At 71.4% G+C, this 20,574-nt stretch carries 22 protein-coding genes; 10 read left to right on the top strand and 12 right to left on the bottom strand.

What is annotated here, in order from left to right; all coding sequences use genetic code 11:
- Positions 1 to 226: 226 nt before the first annotated feature.
- Complete coding sequence (locus E1284_RS07230) at positions 227 to 1,744, top strand: acyl-CoA dehydrogenase family protein (RefSeq protein ID WP_165965159.1); 1,518 nt, start codon at positions 227 to 229, stop codon at positions 1,742 to 1,744.
- Positions 1,745 to 1,798: 54 nt separating this feature from the next.
- Here E1284_RS07230 and E1284_RS07225 read toward each other — a convergent pair whose 3' ends face one another.
- The 7 genes from E1284_RS07225 to E1284_RS07195 all read right to left on the bottom strand — a co-directional run bounded on the left by E1284_RS07225 (position 1,799) and on the right by E1284_RS07195 (position 6,832).
- Positions 1,799 to 2,380: a GAF domain-containing protein gene (locus E1284_RS07225; RefSeq protein WP_243714309.1), complete on the bottom strand. Its 582-nt coding sequence runs from the start codon at positions 2,378 to 2,380 to the stop codon at positions 1,799 to 1,801.
- A 28-nt stretch (positions 2,381 to 2,408) separates the two neighbouring features.
- A complete protein-coding gene (locus tag E1284_RS07220; RefSeq protein ID WP_131938209.1) occupies positions 2,409 to 2,990 on the bottom strand; it encodes a GTP-binding protein in 582 nt (193 codons plus the stop codon).
- A complete protein-coding gene (locus E1284_RS07215; RefSeq protein ID WP_131938208.1) occupies positions 2,971 to 3,336 on the bottom strand; it encodes a DUF742 domain-containing protein in 366 nt (121 codons plus the stop codon). The genes E1284_RS07220 and E1284_RS07215 overlap by 20 nt, the downstream gene beginning before the upstream one ends.
- The gene (locus E1284_RS07210) at positions 3,333 to 3,767 is read right to left on the bottom strand and encodes a roadblock/LC7 domain-containing protein (protein ID WP_131938207.1); all 435 of its coding nucleotides are present in this window, start codon (positions 3,765 to 3,767) and stop codon (positions 3,333 to 3,335) included. Before E1284_RS07210 ends, E1284_RS07215 begins: the two co-directional genes overlap by 4 nt.
- A 30-nt stretch (positions 3,768 to 3,797) precedes the next feature.
- Complete coding sequence (locus tag E1284_RS07205) at positions 3,798 to 5,495, bottom strand: sensor histidine kinase (RefSeq protein ID WP_243714308.1); 1,698 nt, start codon at positions 5,493 to 5,495, stop codon at positions 3,798 to 3,800.
- A 244-nt stretch (positions 5,496 to 5,739) separates the two neighbouring features.
- Complete coding sequence (locus E1284_RS07200) at positions 5,740 to 6,390, bottom strand: MOSC domain-containing protein (RefSeq protein ID WP_131938206.1); 651 nt, start codon at positions 6,388 to 6,390, stop codon at positions 5,740 to 5,742.
- 55 nt (positions 6,391 to 6,445) lie between these two features.
- A complete protein-coding gene (locus E1284_RS07195) occupies positions 6,446 to 6,832 on the bottom strand; it encodes a TetR/AcrR family transcriptional regulator C-terminal domain-containing protein (RefSeq protein WP_131938205.1) in 387 nt (128 codons plus the stop codon).
- A gap of 20 nt (positions 6,833 to 6,852) precedes the next feature.
- On the opposite strand from E1284_RS07195, the gene E1284_RS07190 reads away from it, so the two are divergent.
- The 8 genes from E1284_RS07190 (at position 6,853) to E1284_RS07155 (ending at position 14,044) form a co-directional block, all read left to right on the top strand.
- Positions 6,853 to 7,386, top strand: a complete 534-nt coding sequence (locus E1284_RS07190) for an ABC transporter permease (protein WP_207923608.1) — start codon at positions 6,853 to 6,855, stop codon at positions 7,384 to 7,386.
- A gap of 173 nt (positions 7,387 to 7,559) precedes the next feature.
- Entirely contained in the window at positions 7,560 to 8,132 is a 573-nt protein-coding gene (locus tag E1284_RS07185) for a hypothetical protein (RefSeq protein ID WP_131938204.1), read from the top strand.
- Positions 8,133 to 8,205: 73 nt separating this feature from the next.
- On the top strand, positions 8,206 to 8,826 hold the full coding sequence (locus E1284_RS07180) for a class F sortase (RefSeq protein WP_243714307.1): 621 nt from the start codon (positions 8,206 to 8,208) through the stop codon (positions 8,824 to 8,826).
- A 147-nt stretch (positions 8,827 to 8,973) separates the two neighbouring features.
- On the top strand, positions 8,974 to 9,330 hold the full coding sequence (locus E1284_RS07175; RefSeq protein ID WP_131938203.1) for a cupin domain-containing protein: 357 nt from the start codon (positions 8,974 to 8,976) through the stop codon (positions 9,328 to 9,330).
- Between the two features lie 314 nt (positions 9,331 to 9,644).
- Positions 9,645 to 10,007 (top strand): effector-associated constant component EACC1, encoded by a 363-nt coding sequence (locus tag E1284_RS07170; RefSeq protein WP_131938202.1) that lies wholly within the window; start codon positions 9,645 to 9,647, stop codon positions 10,005 to 10,007.
- Entirely contained in the window at positions 10,004 to 12,235 is a 2,232-nt protein-coding gene (locus E1284_RS07165; RefSeq protein ID WP_131938201.1) for a caspase, EACC1-associated type, read from the top strand. Before E1284_RS07170 ends, E1284_RS07165 begins: the two co-directional genes overlap by 4 nt.
- A gap of 65 nt (positions 12,236 to 12,300) precedes the next feature.
- Entirely contained in the window at positions 12,301 to 13,392 is a 1,092-nt protein-coding gene (locus E1284_RS07160; RefSeq protein ID WP_131938200.1) for an adenosine deaminase, read from the top strand.
- 7 nt (positions 13,393 to 13,399) lie between these two features.
- Positions 13,400 to 14,044 (top strand): PH domain-containing protein, encoded by a 645-nt coding sequence (locus tag E1284_RS07155; RefSeq protein WP_131938199.1) that lies wholly within the window; start codon positions 13,400 to 13,402, stop codon positions 14,042 to 14,044.
- A 9-nt stretch (positions 14,045 to 14,053) separates the two neighbouring features.
- Here E1284_RS07155 and E1284_RS07150 read toward each other — a convergent pair whose 3' ends face one another.
- The 4 genes from E1284_RS07150 to E1284_RS07135 all read right to left on the bottom strand — a co-directional run bounded on the left by E1284_RS07150 (position 14,054) and on the right by E1284_RS07135 (position 17,544).
- The gene (locus E1284_RS07150) at positions 14,054 to 14,461 is read right to left on the bottom strand and encodes a DUF3592 domain-containing protein (RefSeq protein ID WP_131938198.1); all 408 of its coding nucleotides are present in this window, start codon (positions 14,459 to 14,461) and stop codon (positions 14,054 to 14,056) included.
- Positions 14,462 to 14,584: 123 nt separating this feature from the next.
- Positions 14,585 to 16,258: a phospho-sugar mutase gene (locus E1284_RS07145; RefSeq protein ID WP_131938197.1), complete on the bottom strand. Its 1,674-nt coding sequence runs from the start codon at positions 16,256 to 16,258 to the stop codon at positions 14,585 to 14,587.
- Positions 16,255 to 17,055, bottom strand: coding sequence for a purine-nucleoside phosphorylase (locus E1284_RS07140; protein WP_131938196.1), 801 nt, complete (start codon positions 17,053 to 17,055; stop codon positions 16,255 to 16,257). Before E1284_RS07140 ends, E1284_RS07145 begins: the two co-directional genes overlap by 4 nt.
- Before the next feature lie 36 nt (positions 17,056 to 17,091).
- Entirely contained in the window at positions 17,092 to 17,544 is a 453-nt protein-coding gene (locus E1284_RS07135; protein WP_131938195.1) for a gamma-glutamylcyclotransferase family protein, read from the bottom strand.
- A 255-nt stretch (positions 17,545 to 17,799) separates the two neighbouring features.
- On the opposite strand from E1284_RS07135, the gene E1284_RS07130 reads away from it, so the two are divergent.
- A complete protein-coding gene (locus E1284_RS07130; protein ID WP_131938194.1) occupies positions 17,800 to 19,185 on the top strand; it encodes an NAD(P)H-quinone dehydrogenase in 1,386 nt (461 codons plus the stop codon).
- A 48-nt stretch (positions 19,186 to 19,233) separates the two neighbouring features.
- Here E1284_RS07130 and E1284_RS07125 read toward each other — a convergent pair whose 3' ends face one another.
- A complete protein-coding gene (locus E1284_RS07125) occupies positions 19,234 to 20,517 on the bottom strand; it encodes an ArsB/NhaD family transporter (protein WP_131938193.1) in 1,284 nt (427 codons plus the stop codon).
- Positions 20,518 to 20,574: the final 57 nt, after the last annotated feature.

Genomic DNA, 20,574 nt, shown 5'->3' with positions numbered 1-20,574 from the left:
GGCGCGTCAGGAACGCGGCTATCAGGTTCGATCACCCGGTGGCTGATTACGGTCAGATAGGACCGCCTTGCGTCCGGTGATCGTTCGTTCCAGTATGGCGCGTGAGAGTTTCACGCGAGCGATTGGCGAGGAGGTCCGCGCGGTCGGCCGGACGGTCGATCGGGCAGGTGTGCGTTTTCTGATCATCGGAATCTCACGACTTCCCCCAGCACTGACATGCCGACCCGTGAGAGCTGACACCATGACGAATGCTTTACCATCCCTGCCGACCAACGACTTCATCGCCGGTATCGAGGCCGTCGCCCCCCGATTCGACACCGCGCACTACCCGCAGCAGAACCTCCCGGCCGACGACTGGACGCTGCTGACCCGGGCCGGGGTGCTGCTGCCGACGCTGCCGACGGAGTACGGCGGCCGCGACAGCCACGTCGAAATGTGCCGGGTCGTGGAGGCCGTCTCGGAGTGGAACCTGCCGCTCGGCATGTACGTCACCGTCATCACGGGCGTCGCCCTGCGGCCCATCGCGCTGTGGGCGAGCGAGGAGGCCAAGCGGGAGGTGCTGCCGCAGTACGCCGGCGGCGACCCGATGGTCGCCGGGTTCGCCTCCACCGAGCCCGGCTGCGGTTCGGCGATGTCGGGCATGACCACCACGTTCGACGAGGTCGAGGACGGCTACCGGATCCGCGGACGCAAGCACTGGCAGGCGTTCAGCTCCAGCGCGCACTGGTGGCTGGTCAGCGCGAAGAACGACGACCGGGGCCGCGAGTACGGCTACTTCATCGTCAAGCGCAGCGAGGGCTTCCGCACCCTGCAGCCGTACGAACCGCTCGGCCTGAAGGTGATCGACTACGGGCTCAACGAGATCGACGCCGTCGTCCCGCCGCACCGCCGGATCCACGCGGACGGCCGCAACCTGAAGCCCATGGTCGAGATGCTCATGGCGTCGCGGGCGATGATGGCGGCGATGGGCTGCGGGTTCCTGCGCCGGCTGAGCCGCGAGGCGCACGCCTACGCCGACCGCCGCAGGATCGGCCCGGGGCCGCAGTCGGCGATCCGGTTCGTCCGCTACCGGCTGGCGGCGATCGACACGTCCTTCACCGTCTGCGCGGCGCTCAACGACTACCTGCAGACCTCGCTGGACATGAAGGCGGAGATGCTCGGCGCGTTCCCCGCCGTCCAGGCGATCAAGACCGTGGCCACCGAACGGATGCTCAGCGCGGCGCACCACTACCAGCAGCTCGCCGGCGGCGAGGGGTACCGCTGCGGATCGCCCACCAACATCTCCGGTCAGGCGTTCCTGGACGCCCGCGTCTACACCATCTTCGACGGCACCAACGACCTGCTCAGCCAGCAGCTCACCGAGTTCTGCCTGGCCAGGACGGGCGGGCTGCCGCTCAGCAAGTTCCTCGCCGAATGGCCGCTCACGGCGTCCGCGATCACCTCCCAGGGCATCGACCTCGGCTTCCTCGACCGGGATCTCCGGCAGGAGCACCTGGTGCTCGCCGGCCGCGCCATCGCCTACGCGTTCACGATCGGCCAGGTCATGCGGTGGTCCGCCAAGGCCGGTCCGGACGCCGGCCGCCGCGCGCGGGCGGCGATCGAGTTCCTCAAGGCCGACATCGCCGGGGTCGCCACGGAGTTCGGCCTGCTGTCGTCCGGGGTGCTCGGCATCGAGGACGGCGCCGTCCCGCCCCCGGCCGGCGTGCGGTTCTCGCGGTCGGTGCCCGTCCCCGCCGAGGCGTGAGGGCCCCGGCCTGGACGCCGGTCCGCGCCGCCGGTAGAGCCGCCGGCCGGGCCGTCAGCCGAGCAGTTCCTCGCGCCGCCGGATCAGCCGGACGAGTTCCGCGGCCCGGTCCTTGATGAGGTTCAGCCCCGGATGGCCCCACGGGCGCGGCTCGTGGTCGATGATGCAGATCGTGCCGAGCGCCGTGCCGGTCCGGTCGATCAGCGGCGCCCCGACGTAGGTCCGGATGCCGAGCTTGTCGACGACCGGGTTGCCCGCGAAGCGCGGGTAGTCGCACACGTCGTCCAGGACGAGCGCCTTGCGCCGGACGACGACGTGCGGGCAGTAGCCGTGGTCGAGCGGCACCTCGCGGCCCAACTGGACGGCGCCGCCCGCGTCCGCCCCGGGGCTCTCGGGGGCGTACAGGCCGGCGAGGAACTGGTGGTCGGTGACGAAGTTGACCATCGCGAACGGCGGGACGCCTGTGCCGATGAGGCGCCGCGCGCTCTCGGCGAGGTCGCGGGCGAACGCGTCGAACTCGGGGTCCGGCGACTGGCCGAGGCCGAGTTCGCGCAGCCGCGCGACGCGCTGCGGGACGTCCTTGTCGACGGGGGTCAGCAGATGGCCGGCGGGCTCGTACAGGGGCTCGTGATTCACGGGAAACTCCATCAGCGGCGGGTTCGGGTCATGCGGAGGGTGCGGGAACGGTGGCGATCAGATGCCGGATCAGGGCGCGCAGCACCGACGTGGCGGAGCGGCCGTCCCGCGCGTCGCACAGCACGATCGGGACGCGCGGGTCGAGTTCGAGGGCGGCCCGCACCTCGTCGGGGTCGTAGCGGAACGCGCCGTCGAACTCGTTCACCGCGACGAGGAACCGGGTCCCGCGGTTCTCGAAGAAGTCGACGGCCTCGAAGCACGCCTCCAGGCGGCGGGTGTCGGCGAGCACCACGGCGCCGAGCGCGCCCGCGCACAGCTCGTCCCACAAGAACCAGAAGCGCTGCTGCCCGGGGGTGCCGAACAGGTACAGGACGATGTTGTGCTGGTCGATCGTGATCCGGCCGAAGTCGAGCGCCACGGTGGTCGTGGCCTTCTCCTCCACCCCGCCGAGGTCGTCGGTCCCGACGCTGGCCGTCGTGATCAGCTCCTCGGTGCTGAGCGGTTCGATCTCGCTCGCCGCGCCGACGAAGGTCGTCTTCCCCACGCCGAACCCGCCCGCGATCAGGATCTTGACCTGAGTGGGGAACACCTCAGGCTCGTTGTAGGCCATCGAGCAGCTTCTCCAATAGGTCTCGGTCGGTGAGTTCGGCCGCGGGACGCGGCGCCCGCGTGGTCATGGCGTGCCAGTGCACCAGGTCCGCGAGCAGGACCTTGGTGACCGCCACGGGCAGCCGCAGGTGCGCCGCGACCTCGGCGACGGAGGTCGGCGCGCGGCACAGTTCGAGCGCCGTGCCGTGCTCGGGGTCGAGGTCGGCGGGGGCCTGGCCGGTCGCCACCACCAGCGACAGCATGTCCAAGTGGACGGCCGGGCGGGTGCGGCCGGCGGTCACGGTGTACGGGCGCACCAGCGGCCCGGCGGCGTCGTCGAGCCATACCTCGTTCTCGCCGGCCGTCATAGCGAGGGATCGGGATCGCTCGTGCCGGCCGCCGACCGCGCCGCCGTGCCGAGGAACGGCCGCACTGACTTGATCAGCCGGGCCATCTCGAAACCGACGACGGCCGGATCGGCGTCCGCCCCGGCCAGCACCGCGAGGACGGAGTTGTAACCCGCCCACGCGATGAACAACTGGCTGGACTTCAGCTCCGTCACGACCTGCCGGACCTCGTTGCTGCCGTCGAACTTCGTCCCGGCGCTGCGCGCGATGGAGAAGAGGCCGGAGGCGAGCGCGGCGAGCTGCTCGGCGCTGGCGCGGTCGAAGCCGTCGGCGGCCTTCAGCATGCCGTCCGAGGTCAGCAGCACGCTGCCGCGGATGACGGGAACCTCCTCGCCCAGCCCCCGCAGCAGCCAAGCGAGATCTTGAGCCTGGTTCGGGGAGACAGCACTCAATGGACGCTCCTTATCGCTCGTGAAGTTTCGTCAGCTCGCGCTGCCCGGGTCGTCGGCAAAGCCGTCCGCATCGCCGCCCTCCTCCTCGGCGCCGCGCACACCCCGCTGGAACGCCGCCATGAGACCGGGATTGTGCTCGATGTCGTCATCGTCCTGCTGCTGCGGCGCGGGAGCGTTGAGCAGCTCGGGCGCCATGTTCGCCTGGACGCGGCGGCGCGGCAGCGAGGGACGCTCGCCGCCCTCCGCCGGAGGCCCGCCGGGCGCGGCGAGCGGCTGGGACGCGGGGGCGGCGGGCCGCGCGGCGGCCGCCTGCACGGTCGTCTGCTGGACGGCCGTGGGCTGCTGGACGGGCCGGTGCGCGGCGTGCGCACCGGTGGCGGCGGGCACGGCCGCCGCGGCGGTGGCGGCCGGCACCGGTACCCGCTCGGAGTCGTCCGGCGGCTCCGGCGGCCGGGCCGGGGCCTGCGCCGAAGCCCGGGTCTGGGCCTCCAGCGCCTGCCGGCCGACCATCTCCTTGGGCACGATGACGACGGCCTGGGTGCCGCCGTACAGGTTGTCCTGGAGCTGGACGCGGACGCCGTGCCGGCGGGCCAGGGCGGACACGACCAGGAGCCCGATGCGCCCCTCCTGCAGCAGCTCCCCGGTGCCGGTCCGGTCCGGGTCGGCGAGCAGCTCGTTCAGCCGCCGCTGCGTCTCGCGCGGGATCCCGAGCCCGCGGTCCTCGACCTCGATGGCGAGGCCCGCGCTGACCGTGTCCACGCGGATCAGCACCTGCGTGTGCGGGGGAGCGAACTTGGTGGCGTTCTCGATCAGCTCGGCGAGCAGGTGCACGACGTCCGCGACCGCGCCGCCGTGCAGGGTCCCCTCGACGGGCGGCACCACCTTGACCCGGTTGTAGTGCTCCACCTCCGCGATGGCCGAGCGCAGCACCTCGTACACGGTCACCGGCCGGCTCCACTGGCGGCGGGACGCGGCGCCGCCGATCACGGCGAGGCTCTCGGCCTGGCGGCGCATGCGGGTGCTGAGGTGGTCGACCCGGAACAGGCCCTTGAGGAGGTCGGGGTCCTCGACCTGGTTCTCCAGCTCGTCCAGGCCGCGGATGGCCCGGTGGGCCAGCGACTGCATCCGCCGGGCGAGGTTGACGAAGACGTCCACCCGCTGGTCGGTGCCGCCGGTCTCGCGGGCCGCGGTGTCCAGCACGGCGTTCCACGCCTCGCCCTGCGCCTGCCGCAGCTCGTAGGCGAGCCGGACGAACGGGTCGCCGGACTCGGTGGCCGGGATGTCCTCGCTGCGCGGCGCGGTCTCCCCGGCATGGACGCGCTCGACCAGCTCCCGCAGGCCCTGCCGGCCGCGCGCGATCGAGAACCACAGCTCGCCGAGCCGACGCTGGACGTCGTCGTGGCCGCGCACCGACAGCCGGGCCTGCAGCCGGTCGACCCGCCGGGTCGCCGCGTCCGCCGCGAACACGGCCGCGCCCAGCGTGAGCACGACGCCCACGGCGATCACGGCCAGCGCCACCTGCGTCCGGTGCGTGACGGCGTCGCCGCCGTAGAGCATCGCTACCGCGCCGGCGCCGAGCACCCCCACAACGGCCGCGGGCAGGACGGAAATGCACAGGTGAAAGGAGCGTACGTTGCTGTGGCGGCGCATGCCGCGCGCCGGGGCCTTGCCGTGACGCCGGAAATCCTGGCGCTCGCTGTCGGCAGCAGGTTCGGAGAAAACAGACATCGGCGTCCTCAGTGCGATCGGCGGCTCAGCAGGACTCACATGACCGAGTAAGGCGTGCTCTTACGGGCACACTCCGTATCTAGGCTGACACAACGTACGTTCGGGCAAGCGCAGATCGCCGAGATTCCAGAGATATCGAACCATTTTCAGCAACCCTGTCCCGCCATGCCCATTTCGCCCGAAATTCGCAATATGTACCCACCCGCAATGACCGCACTATCAACCACGAGCCATTTCCCTCCGCTCAACCCCCGGCACGCCGACGAGCCACCTCGCGGACGTAGTACGGCAGGGCTTCGACCGAGACCAGCAGCGGCAGCAGGCCGGGCTCACCGGTAAGCGCCCGGAAGGCGACGCCCACGCTCACGCCGTGACCGGGCCGCCGGACGAGTTCCACGGCGTCACCCGCACGAATCTCACCGGGCTCGATGACGCGCAGGTAGCCGCCCGGCCTCACCGCCTGCGTAAATCGCTTGATCCAGCCCGGCTCGTCCAGCCAGCCCTGAAAGGTGCCGCAAGGGATCCGGGGGCAGCTCACCTCCAGCAGGACGCTCCGCCCGACGCGCCACCGGTCGCCGATCAGCGCGCCGTTGACGTCGATTCCGGCGGTGGTGAGGTTCTCGCCGAAGACGCCGTCATGCAGCGGCCTGCCGAGTTCGCCCTGCCACAGATCGAGGTCCTCGCGCGCATAGGCGTAGACGGCCTGGTCCGGCCCGCCGTGGCCTCGGACGTCATGGACGCGGTCGCCTGCCAGGCCGACCTCGCCCGTTCCCTCGGACGTCGGTGCGGTGACCTGCACCGGGCCGTCGACCGGTCGCTTGTCGATGCCGGTCAGCGCGGTTTTCTTCCACGGATTGGTGCGGGGGCGGCCGATATTGACCGAGAGCAGTCGCATTGGACGACGTTATGAAGTCATCCGGCGGGGTTGCGACTGCTTTTCGCCCGGTGAATCAGGTGGGGGTTATGTGGGCGGCGAAGCCGTCGTGTAGGCGGGTCAGGTCGAACTCGAAGAGTTGTTCGGAGGAGAAGTCGAAGGTGTTGTCGGCCATGTTCGCCATCGTGGGGTAGTCGCCGCTGCTCATGGCCTTGACGAGAGTCGGTTCTCGGGCGGCCCAGAACTGCTCGTTGCTGACGCCGGTGCGGGCCTCGGCGCGGCGTTCGTTGACGTAGCGGCGGGCGACGCCCTCCACGTAGCCGACGAGCTCGCCCGCACGGAGGGCCTCGAAGCGCTGTCGATGCGCTCCATCGCGACCCGCCTCGTCGTCGGGAGGATGTCGCTCTACCGAGGTGTTCCTGATGCCCGGGATGTTCGGAATGACGATGGCGATGGGATTCATGAACACCGCGTACGCCGTCGGTGTACGACAGCGGGCGCGGCGTCACCGACAGGTTCCGGTCGATGCCGATGGCGTCCTCGGCCGTCGTCACGGGGCGCGGCGCCGGCGACCTGATCGGCGCGATCCTCGACCTCCTCGTCCTGGCGCTGACGGCGCTGGCGATCGGCTGGCGCTCGGACGGGGGTGTGCTCGGCGCGTTCGGGCTGTTCCTGCTGCTGCGCTTCGCGCTGATCTGGATCGGGGTGCTGCTGGGCCTGCTCGTGCCGAACGAGGAGGCGGCGGGGAGCCTGTTCGCGGTGGCGTTCCCGTTCGCGATGATCTCCAGCGCGTTCGTGGCCCCGTCCCTCATGCCGGACTGGCTGGGCGCGGTCGCGCGGTGGAACCCGGTGTCGTCGACGGTGACTGCGTCGCGGGAGGTGTTCGGCAACCCGGCGGCGGTCGGCGGCACCTGGGTCGAGCAGCACGCCCTGCTCATGGCGCTCGTCTGGCCGGTCGCCATCACGGCGGTCTTCCTGCCGCTCGCCGTCCGCCGCTACCGCCGCCTGAGCCGCTGAACGGGTGCGATGTGGCGGCTATCACGCCAACTCTCAGGCTCGCCAATTCCGATCATGATGGGAAGGGAAATGGCTCGAACCAATCGCGTGCGCGCTCCATCGTATGAGGGCATAAGGGGGCACGGTGCCAGGCCGAAAGTCGAAGTAAGCCGCCGTGTCGCAGTGGGGGAGAGATGCGACTCGGAAAGGCGGCCGTTTTCGGCCTCGTCCTCGGCGGAATGACGTTCGGCCTGGCCGCGCCCGCGCTGGCCGAGGGCGGCGACGTGGTCGTGCAGCCGGGGCAGGCGCGCCCCGGCGACAAGATCACGGTCGTCGGCAAGAAGTGCGCCGTGGACGGCGAGGCCGGCTCGCTGGCCTTCGTGGGCGGCGCCGTCCCGCTGAACGGCGCCGAGGAGGTCGATGGCCGGGCGGGCCTCGCGACCATCAAGCCGGACACCTCCCCGGGTGACTACACGGTGCAGGTGCGCTGCGGGACGCACCGGTCGATCGGGTACCTCAAGGTCCTGGACGCGAAGACCCCGCCGAAGACGCACCAGCCCGCCCCGCGGCGGACGCCCGCCGGCTCGGCGCGCCCGACGCCGCTGGGCAGCGCGCACCCGACCCCGAGCGGCGGCGCCAAGACCGGCTTCGGCGGCGGCTCCGGCGGTGCGAACCTCGTGCTGCTGGCCGGCGGCGGAGTCCTCATGGCGGGCGCGGTCGGCGCCGGAGGCCTGGCCGCCCGCCGCCGGAGCGGTTCCGACTCCTGACGGCACGGCCGCCTTTCCCGGAGGCGGCCGGCGTCTTTTCTGAAACCCTTCGACATTCTCACCGGACGGGTGAATGGCAATGGCGCGAAAGGCCGGTCTGTGGGCGGTCGCGGTCGTCCTGATGGCGGCCGGCCTGACATTCGCGGGTCTCGGGCTGCGCGGCCCGGGAGGCCCGCCGCAGCCGCCCGCGTGGGCCGCGACCACCCGGCCGGTCGATCACCGCGCGGCGGCGCTGCCCCGCTCGGTGCCGGTCCGGGTCGCCGTCCCGTCGATCGGGGTTCGCGCACCGCTGATCGGGCTGGGCCTCGACGCCGACGGCTCGGTACAGGTCCCGTCCGGGGACCGTCCCGGCGAGGCCGGCTGGTACGACCGCGGCCCTACGCCTGGTGAGCTCGGCGCGGCCGTGCTGCTCGGTCACGTCGATTCCGCGAAGGGCGCTGCGGTCTTCTACGACCTCGGCCGGCTGCGCCCCGGGGATCGCGTCGAGGTGACCCGCGCGGACGGCCGGGTCGCCGTGTTCACCGTCGAGTCCGTGGAACGCGTCGCCAAGGACGAGTTCCCCACCAGCCGCGTCTACGGCCCGCTCGACCACGCCGGTCTCCGGCTCGTGACCTGCGGTGGCGCGTTCGACCGGACGGAACGCAGCTACCGCGACAACATCATCCTCTACGCCGCCCTGACGTCCGTCCGGTAGCGGGCGGCCCGGACACGCCCCCGGCCGGCCCGCACGAGGCCTGCCACTGCGCCGCACCTGCCCGTGAGGAGTGCCCTCGCACCCGTCTTGACGCAGGTCAGACGCAGTGCAAACGTGGGAGGTGATGGTGGATAAGGGGGACCCATCATGACCGAGATCAAGAGCATTGAGAAGCCGGACGACCGGCGCGACTTCCCCCGGGGGCACCTGGAGGTCGTCAACCTCAGCGGACTCGTCTTCGGGAAGGCGACGTTCGAGCCTGGCTGGCGCTGGACCGAGTCCGTCAAGGACATCGCGGGCACCGACCTGTGCGAAGTCCACCACAACGGCTACGTCGTCGCGGGACGCATGCGGATCCGGACGAAGGACGGCTCCGAAGGAGAGGTCGGCCCCGGAGACGTGTTCGTCCAGGAGCCGGGCCACGACGCCTGGGTCGTCGGCGACGAGCCGTGCGTGATGTTCGACTTCGCCGGCAACATCGGCGACTACGCCAAGGCTCGCTGACCGGCACACCCACTGACCGATTGCGGCCGGGGAGCGCGATGAGACGCCCCCCGGCCGCAAACTGTGTGAACAAGTCGGGAGCGGCCGAACCGGACGAGGTCCCCCCGGCAAGGACGACCACGGTGCCGGTTCTTCGAGGGCTTCGAACTGGTCGAGCCGGGGCTGGCCGGCGTCCGGGCCCGGGGCTCCGGCGACGAGGCGGGCGGACTCCCCGAACTGCCGTGGACGAAGGCCGGCGGTGTCGGCCGCCTGCCGTGAACCTCCGGCGTGCCCTGCCCGTCGGTGATGTAGTCGAGGCGGCGAAAGGGGCGGGCATGAAGGCTTTGCTCAGCGTGGCGGATTCTTCCGACGGGACGGAGATCGCGTCGCTGTACCGGTGGCTGGCGCAGGACCCGGACGTCCGCCGGGACGCGAAGGTGACGATCGTCCCGGGGCCGTCCCAGCCGGGCGGCATGAGCGGCTCGCTTGAGGTCGTGAACGTCGTGCTGAGCAACGCCATCGCGTTCAGCGGCCTCGTCGTCGCGGTGGCCGCCTGGATCGGGTCGCGGAGATCATCCGCCGGCCCCGTCGTGCGGATCGAGCGCGACGGCGTGGCGGTCACGATCAGCGCCGACTCGCCGGAGGCGGTCCGGGAGGTCCTCCGGGCGCTGGACGGCGGGCCGGGCGGGGCCGAGTGACCGGACTGCCGGACGCCGAAGGCTCCCGCGCCGTCCTGATCGGCGTCCACCGGTACGACGCGCTGGACGATCTGCCCGCGGTGGAGCAGAACCTCACCGGCCTCCGCGACGTGTTCACCGACCCCGCGCTGTGGGGGCTGGCCGAACGGAACTGCCTGCTCGTCAGGCAGCCGGCCTCGGCCCGGACGATCCTCGACATCCTGCGCAAGGCCGCCGCCGAGGCCACCGACGCCCTGATCGTCTACTTCGCCGGGCACGGACTGACCGACCCTTACACCGACGAGCTGTGCCTGGCGCTGCCCGACACCGACCCCGAGCACTCCTACACCGCCCTCCGGTACGAGGACGTGCGGCGAGTGGTGCTGCACGCGGGCGGCGGGGCCCACCGCAAAGTGGTCGTCCTGGACTGCTGTTACAGCGGCCGGGCCCTGGTCGGCGGCATGAGCGCGACCGAGCAGGTCGCCGACCAGGCGGTGGTGGAGGGCACGTACCTGCTGACCGCGTCCGCCGAGACCCGCAAGGCGCTGGCTCCGCCCGGCGAGCCGTACACGGCGTTCACCGGCGAACTGATCCGTACGCTCGCCGAAGGCGTCCCCGGCGGCCCCGCGCTGCTGGACATGGAGACCGTGTACCGGCGGCTCCACGTCCGGCTGACCGCGCAGTCGAGGCCGGTGCCCCAGCAGCGCAACCGCAACGCCGGCGGCAGCATCGCCCTCGTCCGCAACACCGCCGCCCTCGAACCCTCACCCGCACCGCCCCCGCCTCGCGTGGTGCGCCCGTCCCGGCATCCTCTGGAGGATGTGCACGAGGGCTTCACGCGGCTCGCGTCGGAGGTGGCCCGCACGCTCGGGCCCGCCGGCGGTCTGGCCCGGTACACGGCGCCGGACGGCACTCGTCGCACCACCGCGGACCCGGCACTGCTCTGCCAGACCGCCGTCGAACCGCGCACGGACGCCGAACTGGGCGCGGATCTCGTCCGCCGATTGGTGACCCGGATGCGCACGGAGTACTCGGACGGCGCCGCCACCGCCGTCGTGATGGCCCAAGCGATGATGACCACGGCACTCGGCGTCGTCCGGGCGGACACCATGACCCCAGCCCGCCTCCGCGCGGAGTTGGGCGGGTTCGGTGAGCGCGCCGTACGGACTCTGCGGAGTCTGGCCGTCGAAGTTGAGCGCAAGGAGCAACTCACGCAGGTCATGACGACTGCGACCGGTGATCCCGATGGTGCTGCGATGCTCGCGGAGGCGGCGGACAAGGTCGGCAGGGAGGGAGTGATCTTTGTGGGGAATCGTGAGCTGCCAGGTCTGGCCCTGGAGCTTCACGAAGGGATGTTCCTGCCCGCCGATCTCGGCGACCATGGCCCTCCCGCGCCTATCAGGCTCCTGGAGCCATATCTCGTCGTGCTGACCAAGCCGCTGTCTGCTGACGTCCGGCAGCGGGTCGCTGGTGAGGAACGGCCTACCGTCGTGCTCGCTCCCGCCGACGACGATGGCACTATCGCATTGTTGGTAAGCGGCGGACACGCCTGGGAGGGGCGCCTGTCGAGCGCTTATCCGCTCGGCACGCTCGACGACATCGCCCTGCAGGTCGGCGGGGGCCCACAGGGGTCGTGGAATCCCGTATTGGTCCCGAGCATCAGAATTGACTCGGCAGGGGTGCGCATCGACCGCGGCTACCGCGGCAACAGGAAGGCGATCCACCAGCGCATCAACGAGCTGCGAGCCGCAGCGGATGCGGCGCCGACTGCAGCCGAGCGCTCGGGCATCAGGCTGCGCATGGCATGTTTCGCGCTGGGAGTTGCCATTGTCCGGACGGGGCCCGGGCGAAGTGAGCCCGAGGAGGTCTTCCAAGCGCGCTTGGATGTCCTCATCCGAGCCAGGGACGCGATGCCCGCGCTCATTGAACACGGGTCCCTGGACGGCGGGGGAACCAGCCGTTACCTGCTGGCGAACGACCTTGCCGACGAGTGGCTTTCGTCTTCGGCACGGGACGTGCTCTGGGCGGGGTTGTCGGCGCCCTTCGATCGGTTCGCGGCCGACTGCGGCCTCACCCCTCTCGCGGCCTTCGAGGCGATCCAGGCGGTACCTGGTGCGAATGGGCTGGACGTTCGGACGGGACGGCCCGTCGCGATGGCCGAAGCAGGGATCATCGACTCGGCCGCCGTCCTCGCCGGTGCCGTCACGGCCGCCATTGCGACGACGCGGGAGTTCCTCGCGCTCGCGTGATCGCCCCACGTCGATTGGCGGAAGTTGACGACGTGGGAGGCGGCGGGGCCGGGTAGGTTCGAAAGATGAACGAGCGGCCGACTCTTGAGGACATTCGCCGGGCGCCGAAGGTGCTGCTGCACGACCACCTGGACGGCGGGGTGCGTCCCGCGACCATCGTGGAGCTGGCGCGGGAGACCGGGTACGAAAACCTGCCGACCACCGACGCCGACGGCCTGCGGACGTGGTTCGAGGAGGCGTCCAACTCGGGGTCGCTGGAGCGGTACCTGGAGACGTTCTCGCACACCGTCGGGGTGATGCAGACCGTCGAGGCGCTCACCCGCGTCGCCTACGAGTGCGCGGAGGACCTCGCGAACGACGGCGTCGTGTACGCGGAGGTCCGGTACGCGCCGGAGCAGCACCTCAGCATGGGGCTGACGCTGGAGCAGGTCGTCGAGGCCGTACTCGACGGGTTCGCGCGGGGCCGCCGGGACTTCGGCATCCGGGTCGGGACGCTGGTCACGGCGATGCGGCACCAGGCGCGCAGCATGGAGATCGCGGAGCTGGCCGTCCGGTACCGGGACCTCGGCGTCGTCGGGTTCGACATCGCGGGCGCCGAGGCCGGCTACCCGCCGACCCGGCACCTGGACGCGTTCGAGTACCTGCAGCGGGAGAACGCGCACTTCACCATCCACGCCGGGGAGGGGTTCGGGCTGCCGTCGATCTGGCAGGCGATCCAGTGGTGCGGTGCCGACCGGCTCGGGCACGGCGTCCGGATCATCGACGACATCGAGGTGGACGGCGACGACGCGCGCCTCGGCCGGCTCGCCGGGTACGTCCGGGACAAGCGGATCCCGCTGGAGATGTGCCCGACGTCCAACATCCAGACGGGCGCGGCGAAGTCGATCGCCGAGCACCCGATCGGGCTGCTGCGCCGCCTCAGCTTCCGCGTCACCGTCAACACCGACAACCGGCTGATGAGCGGCACGACGCTGGCGCAGGAGTTCGCGAAGCTCTCCGAGGCGTTCGGCTACGGATGGGACGACCTGCAGTGGTTCACGGTGAACGCGATGAAGTCGGCGTTCGTCCCGTTCAACGAGCGGCTCGAACTGATCAACGGTGTGATCAAACCGGGCTTCGCGCAGCTCAAGTGGAGCGGCGCCAGGCCGCTGGCATGATCGAGCCATGACCATTCGCTCCACCGGCGGGCAGGTCGCCGCTTACGCGTGGCTCGTGTTCGCCCTGCTCAACTTCGTGGACCTGTTCGTCGGCATCACCGGTGACCCCGACTACTCGCTGACGACGTTCACCATCGCGTTCCTGCTGCTGCTCGGCTGCGGGATCGCCTACACGGTCGGGCTGCGTCCCGCGATCATCGCGGACGAGGAGGCGCTGAGCGTCCGCAACCCGCTCCGGGACGTCCGCGCCCCGTGGGCGGCGATCCGGCGCATCGAGGGCAGGAACGCGGTGACGGTCCGCTTCGCGGGCCCGGACGGGACCGACCTGGAGACCCGCGCGTGGGTGCACCAGACGTCGCCCCGCGCGCAGGCCAAGGCGGAGGCGCGGGCGCAGAAGCAGGCGCGCAAGAACCAGGGCCCGGCCGTCGACCTGCGCGGGCGGACGCCCACGGGCTTCGCCGCCCAGCAGCTCAACGAGATGCGCGACCGCCACCGCCCGAAGGCGAAGTCGGGCGCCCCCGACAAAGCGGCCGCGGCCAAGACGGACGAACCCGCGAGGGGAAGTGTCACCTGGTCCATCCCGGCCGTGGCCGCCCTCGCCGTCCCACTGGCCGGTCTGGTCGCCGCCCTGATCGTCTCCTTGGCCGGCTGAGCGCGCGCCTCACCGGCCGGGGCCCGGTCTCCTTCGCTGCCGGACAACGGCTCGTGCCGCCACCACTGCCGCGGAGGCGGTCGCCGCTGTGAGGAGCGTCGTAACGAGCAGCGGCCAGATCCCGAACTCCTGTTCGGCGGACCCGTGCGGATCCCGGGGGTCGTAGCGGATGTGGACTTGCGAGCCGTCCGCCTTCCTCCACTCATCACGGAGGCCATGGAAACGGATGACTCGCCCGTCGGCGGTGGTGAACTCGATGACCAGGTAGTCCTTGCTCGCGGTATTCCCGGCCGCCCCGAGGACCCGTCCCGTCGCCTTGCCGGGCGGCTGGTCCCAGGTGAAGAGGACGACGGAAGTGATCGCGGCGAGGACGGCGACCGCCGTCATGGTCACGACCACCAGCGCCAATGCGATCACACGTCCGTTGGACCTCTTCGGCGAGCTCTGGTTCGTCACCCCCCTGGGACGCCGCAGACGCCCTTTCGGCTCCCGCACCTCCTGGAAGGAAGCGGGACCCGCGGCATCCCCGGGTCGAGTTGATCAGCGGAGGATCGTGGAGAGGTCCGCGCGGAGCGCGTCCAACTCGGCGGCGGCGCGCGCGCGGACCACGCTGACGTCGTCTTCGACGGGGAGGACCACCTCTAGGTAGCACTTGAGCTTCGGTTCCGTGCCCGAGGGGCGGATGACCACACGCGAGCCCCCGGCCAGGCGGAACCGCAGGCCGTCGGTGGGCGGAAGGTCACCGGACGGCGTGGACAGGTCGTCGAACGACTCGACGGTGCGCCCGGCCAGGTCCTGCGGGGGAGCGGCGCGCAGGCGGGCCATGGCGGCGGTGATCAGGGACAGGTCGTCCACCCGGATCGAGAGCTGCGACGTGGCGTGCAGGCCGTACTTGCGGGCCTGCGCGTCCAGGAGGTCGAGCAGCGTGCGGCCGTCGCGCTTCGCATCGGCGGCGAGGGCCGCGACGGCGAGGGCGGCGCCGATGCCGTCCTTGTCGTTGACGAGGACGCCGCGGTCGTCGCCGACGCTGTACCCGAGCGCCTCCTCATAGCCGAACACCAGCCGGTCGGGCGCTCGGTGGGGGGACGACCCCCCACGCCCCCCGGTACGGCCGAGCGGCCCGCCCGCCTTCATGATCCATTTGAAGCCGGTGAGCGACTCGGCGAACCGGACCCGGTGCGCGGCGGCGATCGCGCGGAGCAGGGACGACGACACGATCGTGGTGACGGCGAGGCGGTCGTCGCCTGCGGTGTGCCGCAGGACGTGCTCGGCGAGCAGCCCGCCGACCTCGTCCCCGGTCAGCGTCCGCCAGCCGGACGGGGACGGGACGGCGACGGCGCAGCGGTCCGCGTCCGGGTCGTTGGCGATCACGAGGTCGGCGCCGCGGGCTTCGGCGAGGGCGAGCGCCAGGTCCAGCGCGCCCGGCTCCTCCGGGTTCGGGAAGGCGACGGTCGGGAAGTCGGGGTCCGGGTCGGCCTGCTCGGGGACGACGACCGGCGCCGGGAACCCGGCGCGGCCGAACGCCGCCAGCAGGACGTCGCGGCCGACGCCGTGCATCGGCGTGTAGACGATCGAGATGTCGCGGTCGCCGCCGAGGCGCAGCGACGACACCGCGTCCAGGTACAGCTCGGTGTCGTCGTGGACGGGCCAGCCGGAGCCGAGCGGCAGCTCGTCCACGCGGCCGACGGCGTCGATCGCCGCCGAGATCTCGCTGTCCTGCGGCGGGACGATCTGCGCCCCGTCCGACCAGTACACCTTGTAGCCGTTGTCGCGCGGCGGGTTGTGGCTGGCCGTCACCATGACGCCGGCGACGATGTCGTCGAACGCCCGGGTGAAATGGGCCAGGACGGGCGTCGGGACGGGGTCGGCGAACACCTCGGGACGCAGGCCCGCCCCGCTCAGCACGGCCGCCGTGTCGGCGGCGAACCGGCGCGAGCCGTGCCGGGCGTCGAAACCGATGATCACCCGGCCGCCGGGGGGCAGGCAGGCGGCCAGACCGGCGGCGGCGCGCATGACCGTCACCCGGTTCATGCGGTTCGGGCCGGCGCCGAGTTCGCCGCGCAGACCGGCCGTCCCGAACTCCAGGCGGGAGCCGAACCGGGAGGTCAGGGCCTCGTCGTCGGCGGCGTCCAGGATCGCCCGGAGCTCGGCGCGGGTGCCGGCGTCCGGGTCCTGGGCCAGCCATTCCTCGGCGCGTGCGCGGAGGTCGCTCACAGCTTCGCCAGGACGGTGGCGAGCAGGGTGCCCATGCGGCCGGCGGACGCGCGTCCCGCGGCGAGGACCTCCTCGTGGTCGAGTGGCTCGTCCGACAGCCCGGCCGCTATGTTGGTGACCAGGGAGATCCCGAGGACGTCCGCGCCGCCGCGCCGCGCCTCGACGGTCTCCAGGACGGTCGACATGCCGATCATGTCGGCGCCCAGCGTGCGCAGCATCCGGATCTCGGCGGGCGTCTCGTAGGTCGGCCCGCGGAACGCCGCGTAGACGCCCTCCTGCAAGGTCGGGTCGATCTCCTTGGCGAGGGCGCGCAGCCGTCCCGAGTACGCCTCGGTCAGGTCCAGGAACGTCGGGCCGGTGAGCGGGTTCGCACCCGACAGGTTCAGGTGGTCGGCGATCAGCACCGGGTCGCCGACGCTCTGGTGCTCGGGCCGCAGCCCGCCCGCCGCGTTCGTCAGCACCGCCGTCGTCACCCCGGCGGCCAGCGCCGTCCGGACGGGATGCACCACCGCGTCGACGCCGTGCCCCTCGTACAGGTGCGTCCGGCCGAGGAACACCAGCGCATGGCGCCCGCCGATCTCGACGACCCGGACCGTCCCGGCGTGCCCCTCCACGGCCGGGGGCGCGAAGCCGGGCAGTTCGGTGACCGTCAGCTCGGTGACGGGCTCGCCCAGCTTGTCGGCCGCCGGCACCCAGCCGGAGCCCATCACGAGGGCGACGTCGAAGGACTCGATGGACGTGCGGTCGCGCAGCGCGTCCGCGGCCGCCCGTGCCAGTGCAAAAGCCTCGTTGCTCACAAGGCCGACACTACAGCCGGGCCCCTCGTGGCTCGATCAGTCGCCCAGCGACTTGCAGGGACGCGTCCGCAGGTCCTTGACGTAGTCGTCGGGGGCGCCGGCCTTCTCGGCCGCGTCGGCGAGGATCCCGAGGTAGCGCGCGGACGGCAGCCCGCCCTCGTAGTCGTCCAGCACGTACATCCAGCACAGGACGTCGCCGTCGAGCGTCTCGACCCGGACCCGGATCTTGCGGTAGACGTCGAGCGCGGCGCCCTCCCAGGCGTCGAGTTCCTTCTCGTCCCAGGCGGGCACGTCGTACATGACGACGAAGACCTGCTCGGAGCGGTCCTCGACGACGGTCGCGAGGGCACCGTCCCAGCTCTTGTCCTGCCCGCCGAAGGTCAGCCGCCAGCCGGCCAGCCAGCCGGTGCCGCGCATCGGGGAATGCGGAGCCCGGCTCGCCATCTGCTCGGGATCCATGTTGGAGGCGTACGCCGCGTACAGTGCCACGTTGGCCAAGGCTACGCCACGTTCTGATCGGGGGTGTGGGGGTCGTCCCCCACGGGTGACGCGCCACGTTCTGTTCGGGGGTGTGGGGGTCGTCCCCCACGGGTGACGCGCCACGTTCTGTTCGGGGGTGTGGGGGTCGTCCCCCACGGGTGACGCGCCACGTTCTGTTCGGGGGTGTGGGGGTCGTCCCCCACGTGCGTTTCAACGGCGCAGAACGGGACTTTTCACTGCCTGGCATAGGGAAGGATGGAAGATGTGACCCGCATCGTGATCATCGGAGGAGGACCGGGCGGTTACGAGGCCGCGCTCGTCGCGGCCCAGCTCGGCGCGGACGTGACCGTCATCGAACGGGACGGTCCCGGCGGCGCCTGCGTGCTCACCGACTGCGTGCCCTCCAAGACGCTCATCGCCACCTCGACCCGGATGGCGGTCATGTCGGAGTCGACGGGCCTCGGGCTGCGCTTCAACGGCGGCCCGGACGGGATCGTCGGCGCCCTGGAGGCCGACATGGCCGAGGTCAACAAGCGCGTGAAGGACCTCGCGCGGGCCCAGTCGTTCGACGTCGCCGAACGGCTCGCCTACGAGGAGGTCAAGATCGTCCGCGGTGCGGCGCGGCTGGTGGAGCCGCACGTCGTCGCGGTCGGCGACCGGCACATCCGGGCCGACATCGTGCTCATCGCGACGGGCGCGACGCCGCGCGTGCTGCCGGGCGCGGAGCCCGACGGCGAGCGCATCCTGAACTGGCGCCAGCTCTACGACCTGCCGGAGCTGCCGGAGGACCTGATCGTCGTCGGGTCCGGTGTGACGGGCGCGGAGCTGGCGGGGGCGTACCTGTCGCTCGGGTCCAACGTGACGCTGGTGTCCTCGCGCGACCGGATACTCCCGACCGAGGACGCCGACGCCGCCGCCGTCCTGCAGGAGGTGTTCCTGCGCCGCGGGATGAACGTCATGTCGCGGTCGCGGGCCGCGGGTGTCGAGCGGTCCGGCGACGGTGTGATCGTCACGCTGGAGGACGGCAAGAAGATCGAGGGCTCGCACTGCCTGATGACGGTCGGGATGGTGCCGAACACCACGGGCATCGGCCTGGAGGAGATCGGCGTCCGGTGCGACGCGCGCGGGTTCGTCGAGGTCGACAAGGTGTCGCGGACGTCCGTCCCGCACATCTACGCGTCCGGCGACTGCACGGGCGTGCTCATGCTCGCGTCCGTCGCGGGCATGCAGGGCCGCATCGCGATGTGGCACGCGCTGGGCGAGGCCGTGCAGCCGCTCAAGCTCGGCTGGGTCGCGTCCAACATCTTCACCGACCCCGAGGTCTCGTCGGTGGGCGTGACGCAGCAGATGGTCGACTCCGGGGACGTCAACGCCCGGACGGTCATGCTGCCGCTGTTCACCAACGCGCGTGCCAAGATGCAGGGCTTCGAGGACGGTTTCGTGAAGCTGTTCTGCCGTCCGTCCACGGGGATCGTGCTCGGCGGCGTCATCGTGGCACCGCGGGCGAGCGAGCTGATCCTCGGCGTGTCGATCGCCGTCCAGCAGCACCTGACCGTCGACCAGGTGGCGCAGACGTTCGCGGTGTACCCGTCGCTGTCGGGCAGCATCACCGAGGCGTCCCGGCGGCTGATGGCCGAGCACGCCTACTGATGGCCGAGCACGCCCACCGGAGGCGCGCCCGGCCATCGGAGGACCGCGCTAGAAGTAGCGCAACGCCACGTACACCCACGCCATCAGCGTGCTCAGCACGGTGACGACGATCCCGTAGCGGGTGAACTGCCAGAAACTGATCGGGTTGCCGGTTCTGGCGGCGATGCCGATCGCGACGACGTTGGCGCTCGCCGCGACGGCCGTGCCGTTGCCGCCGAAGTCGGCGCCGAGCGCGAACGACCACCACAGCGCCTCCGCGGTCGTCGGGTCGGGCGCCCCCGCCGCCATCCCCTCCACGATCGGCGCCATCGTCGCCGCGTAGGGGATGTTGTCGAAGAACGCGCCGAGCACCGCGGACCCGAACAGCAGGCTGGTCGCGGCGGCGAAGTAGTTGTCGCCGACGGCGTCCGCCGCCCAGGTCCCGATCGCCTCGATGACGCCGGTGTGCCCGAGGCCGGCGACCATGACGAACAGGCCGACGAAGAACACCAGCACCGGCCACTCGACCTCTTCGAGGACTTCGGAGACCTCCACCCGCGACACCAGCAGCATCACGCCCGCGCCGACGAGGGCCACGATCGACGGTTCCGCGTGCAGCACCGAGTGCAGCATGAACCCGACGATGACGAGGCCCAGCACGACCAGGCAGCGGACGAGCAGCTTCGGGTCGGTGATCGCCTTGCGCTCGTCCAGCGACATCACCTCGGCGACGTACCGCTCGTCGTAGGTGAACGACTTGCGGAACATCACCCGCGCCAGCAGCACGAACGCGATGAAGATGACCACCACGATCGGCGCCATGTGGACGAGGAAGTCGTTGAACGTCAGCCCCGCCCGGCTGGCGATGATGATGTTCGGCGGGTCCCCGATGAGGGTCGAGGCGCCGCCGATGTTGGACGCCAGCACCTCCGCGATGAGGTACGGGTGCGCCGGGATCCGCAGCCGGTTGCAGACCACCACCGTCACCGGCGCCACCAGCATGATCGTGGTGACGTTGTCCAGGAACGGGGAGGCGACCGCGGTGATGACCATGAGCATCACCAGCAGCCGGTACGGCCGGCCCTTGGACCGTTTGGCCGCCCAGATCGCCAGGTAGTCGAACAGTCCGGTGCCCTTGATGATCCCGACGATGATCATCATGCCGAGCAGCAGGAAGATGACGTTCCAGTCGATCCCGTCGTGCTCGGAGAAGAAGACCCCGGCGCCGGGAGTGAGCCCCAGCACCGTCATGGCCCCGGCCGCGATCAGCACGACCTTGACCTTGTCGGCCTTCTCCGTGGCGATGAAGAAGAACGCGATGACGAAGATGGCGAGCGCCGCCGCCGCCGTCACCGTGCGGCCCCCCGTTCCGCGGCCGGGCCGAGGGGCGGGAGGGTCAGTCGTCGGGCC

Source organism: Actinomadura bangladeshensis (assembly GCF_004348335.1).
GTDB lineage: Bacteria > Actinomycetota > Actinomycetes > Streptosporangiales > Streptosporangiaceae > Spirillospora > Spirillospora bangladeshensis.
Note: the sequence above shows the minus strand (reverse complement) of the source record. Positions and strands in the feature narration are given on the sequence as shown.

Excerpts from the sequence above, each read along its gene's own strand:
- E1284_RS07185 (WP_131938204.1), top strand. The coding sequence starts at position 7,560 with ATGCGACTCGGAAAGGCGGCCGTTTTCGGCCTCGTCCTCGGCGGAATG.
- E1284_RS07180 (WP_243714307.1), top strand. The coding sequence starts at position 8,206 with ATGGCAATGGCGCGAAAGGCCGGTCTGTGGGCGGTCGCGGTCGTCCTG.
- E1284_RS07170 (WP_131938202.1), top strand. The coding sequence starts at position 9,645 with ATGAAGGCTTTGCTCAGCGTGGCGGATTCTTCCGACGGGACGGAGATC.
- E1284_RS07155 (WP_131938199.1), top strand. The coding sequence starts at position 13,400 with ATGACCATTCGCTCCACCGGCGGGCAGGTCGCCGCTTACGCGTGGCTC.
- E1284_RS07200 (WP_131938206.1), bottom strand. The coding sequence starts at position 6,390 with ATGCGACTGCTCTCGGTCAATATCGGCCGCCCCCGCACCAATCCGTGG.
- E1284_RS07215 (WP_131938208.1), bottom strand. The coding sequence starts at position 3,336 with ATGACGGCCGGCGAGAACGAGGTATGGCTCGACGACGCCGCCGGGCCG.
- E1284_RS07195 (WP_131938205.1), bottom strand. The coding sequence starts at position 6,832 with ATGAATCCCATCGCCATCGTCATTCCGAACATCCCGGGCATCAGGAAC.
- E1284_RS07160 (WP_131938200.1), top strand. The coding sequence starts at position 12,301 with ATGAACGAGCGGCCGACTCTTGAGGACATTCGCCGGGCGCCGAAGGTG.
- E1284_RS07220 (WP_131938209.1), bottom strand. The coding sequence starts at position 2,990 with ATGGCCTACAACGAGCCTGAGGTGTTCCCCACTCAGGTCAAGATCCTG.
- E1284_RS07205 (WP_243714308.1), bottom strand. The coding sequence starts at position 5,495 with ATGTCTGTTTTCTCCGAACCTGCTGCCGACAGCGAGCGCCAGGATTTC.
- E1284_RS07175 (WP_131938203.1), top strand. The coding sequence starts at position 8,974 with ATGACCGAGATCAAGAGCATTGAGAAGCCGGACGACCGGCGCGACTTC.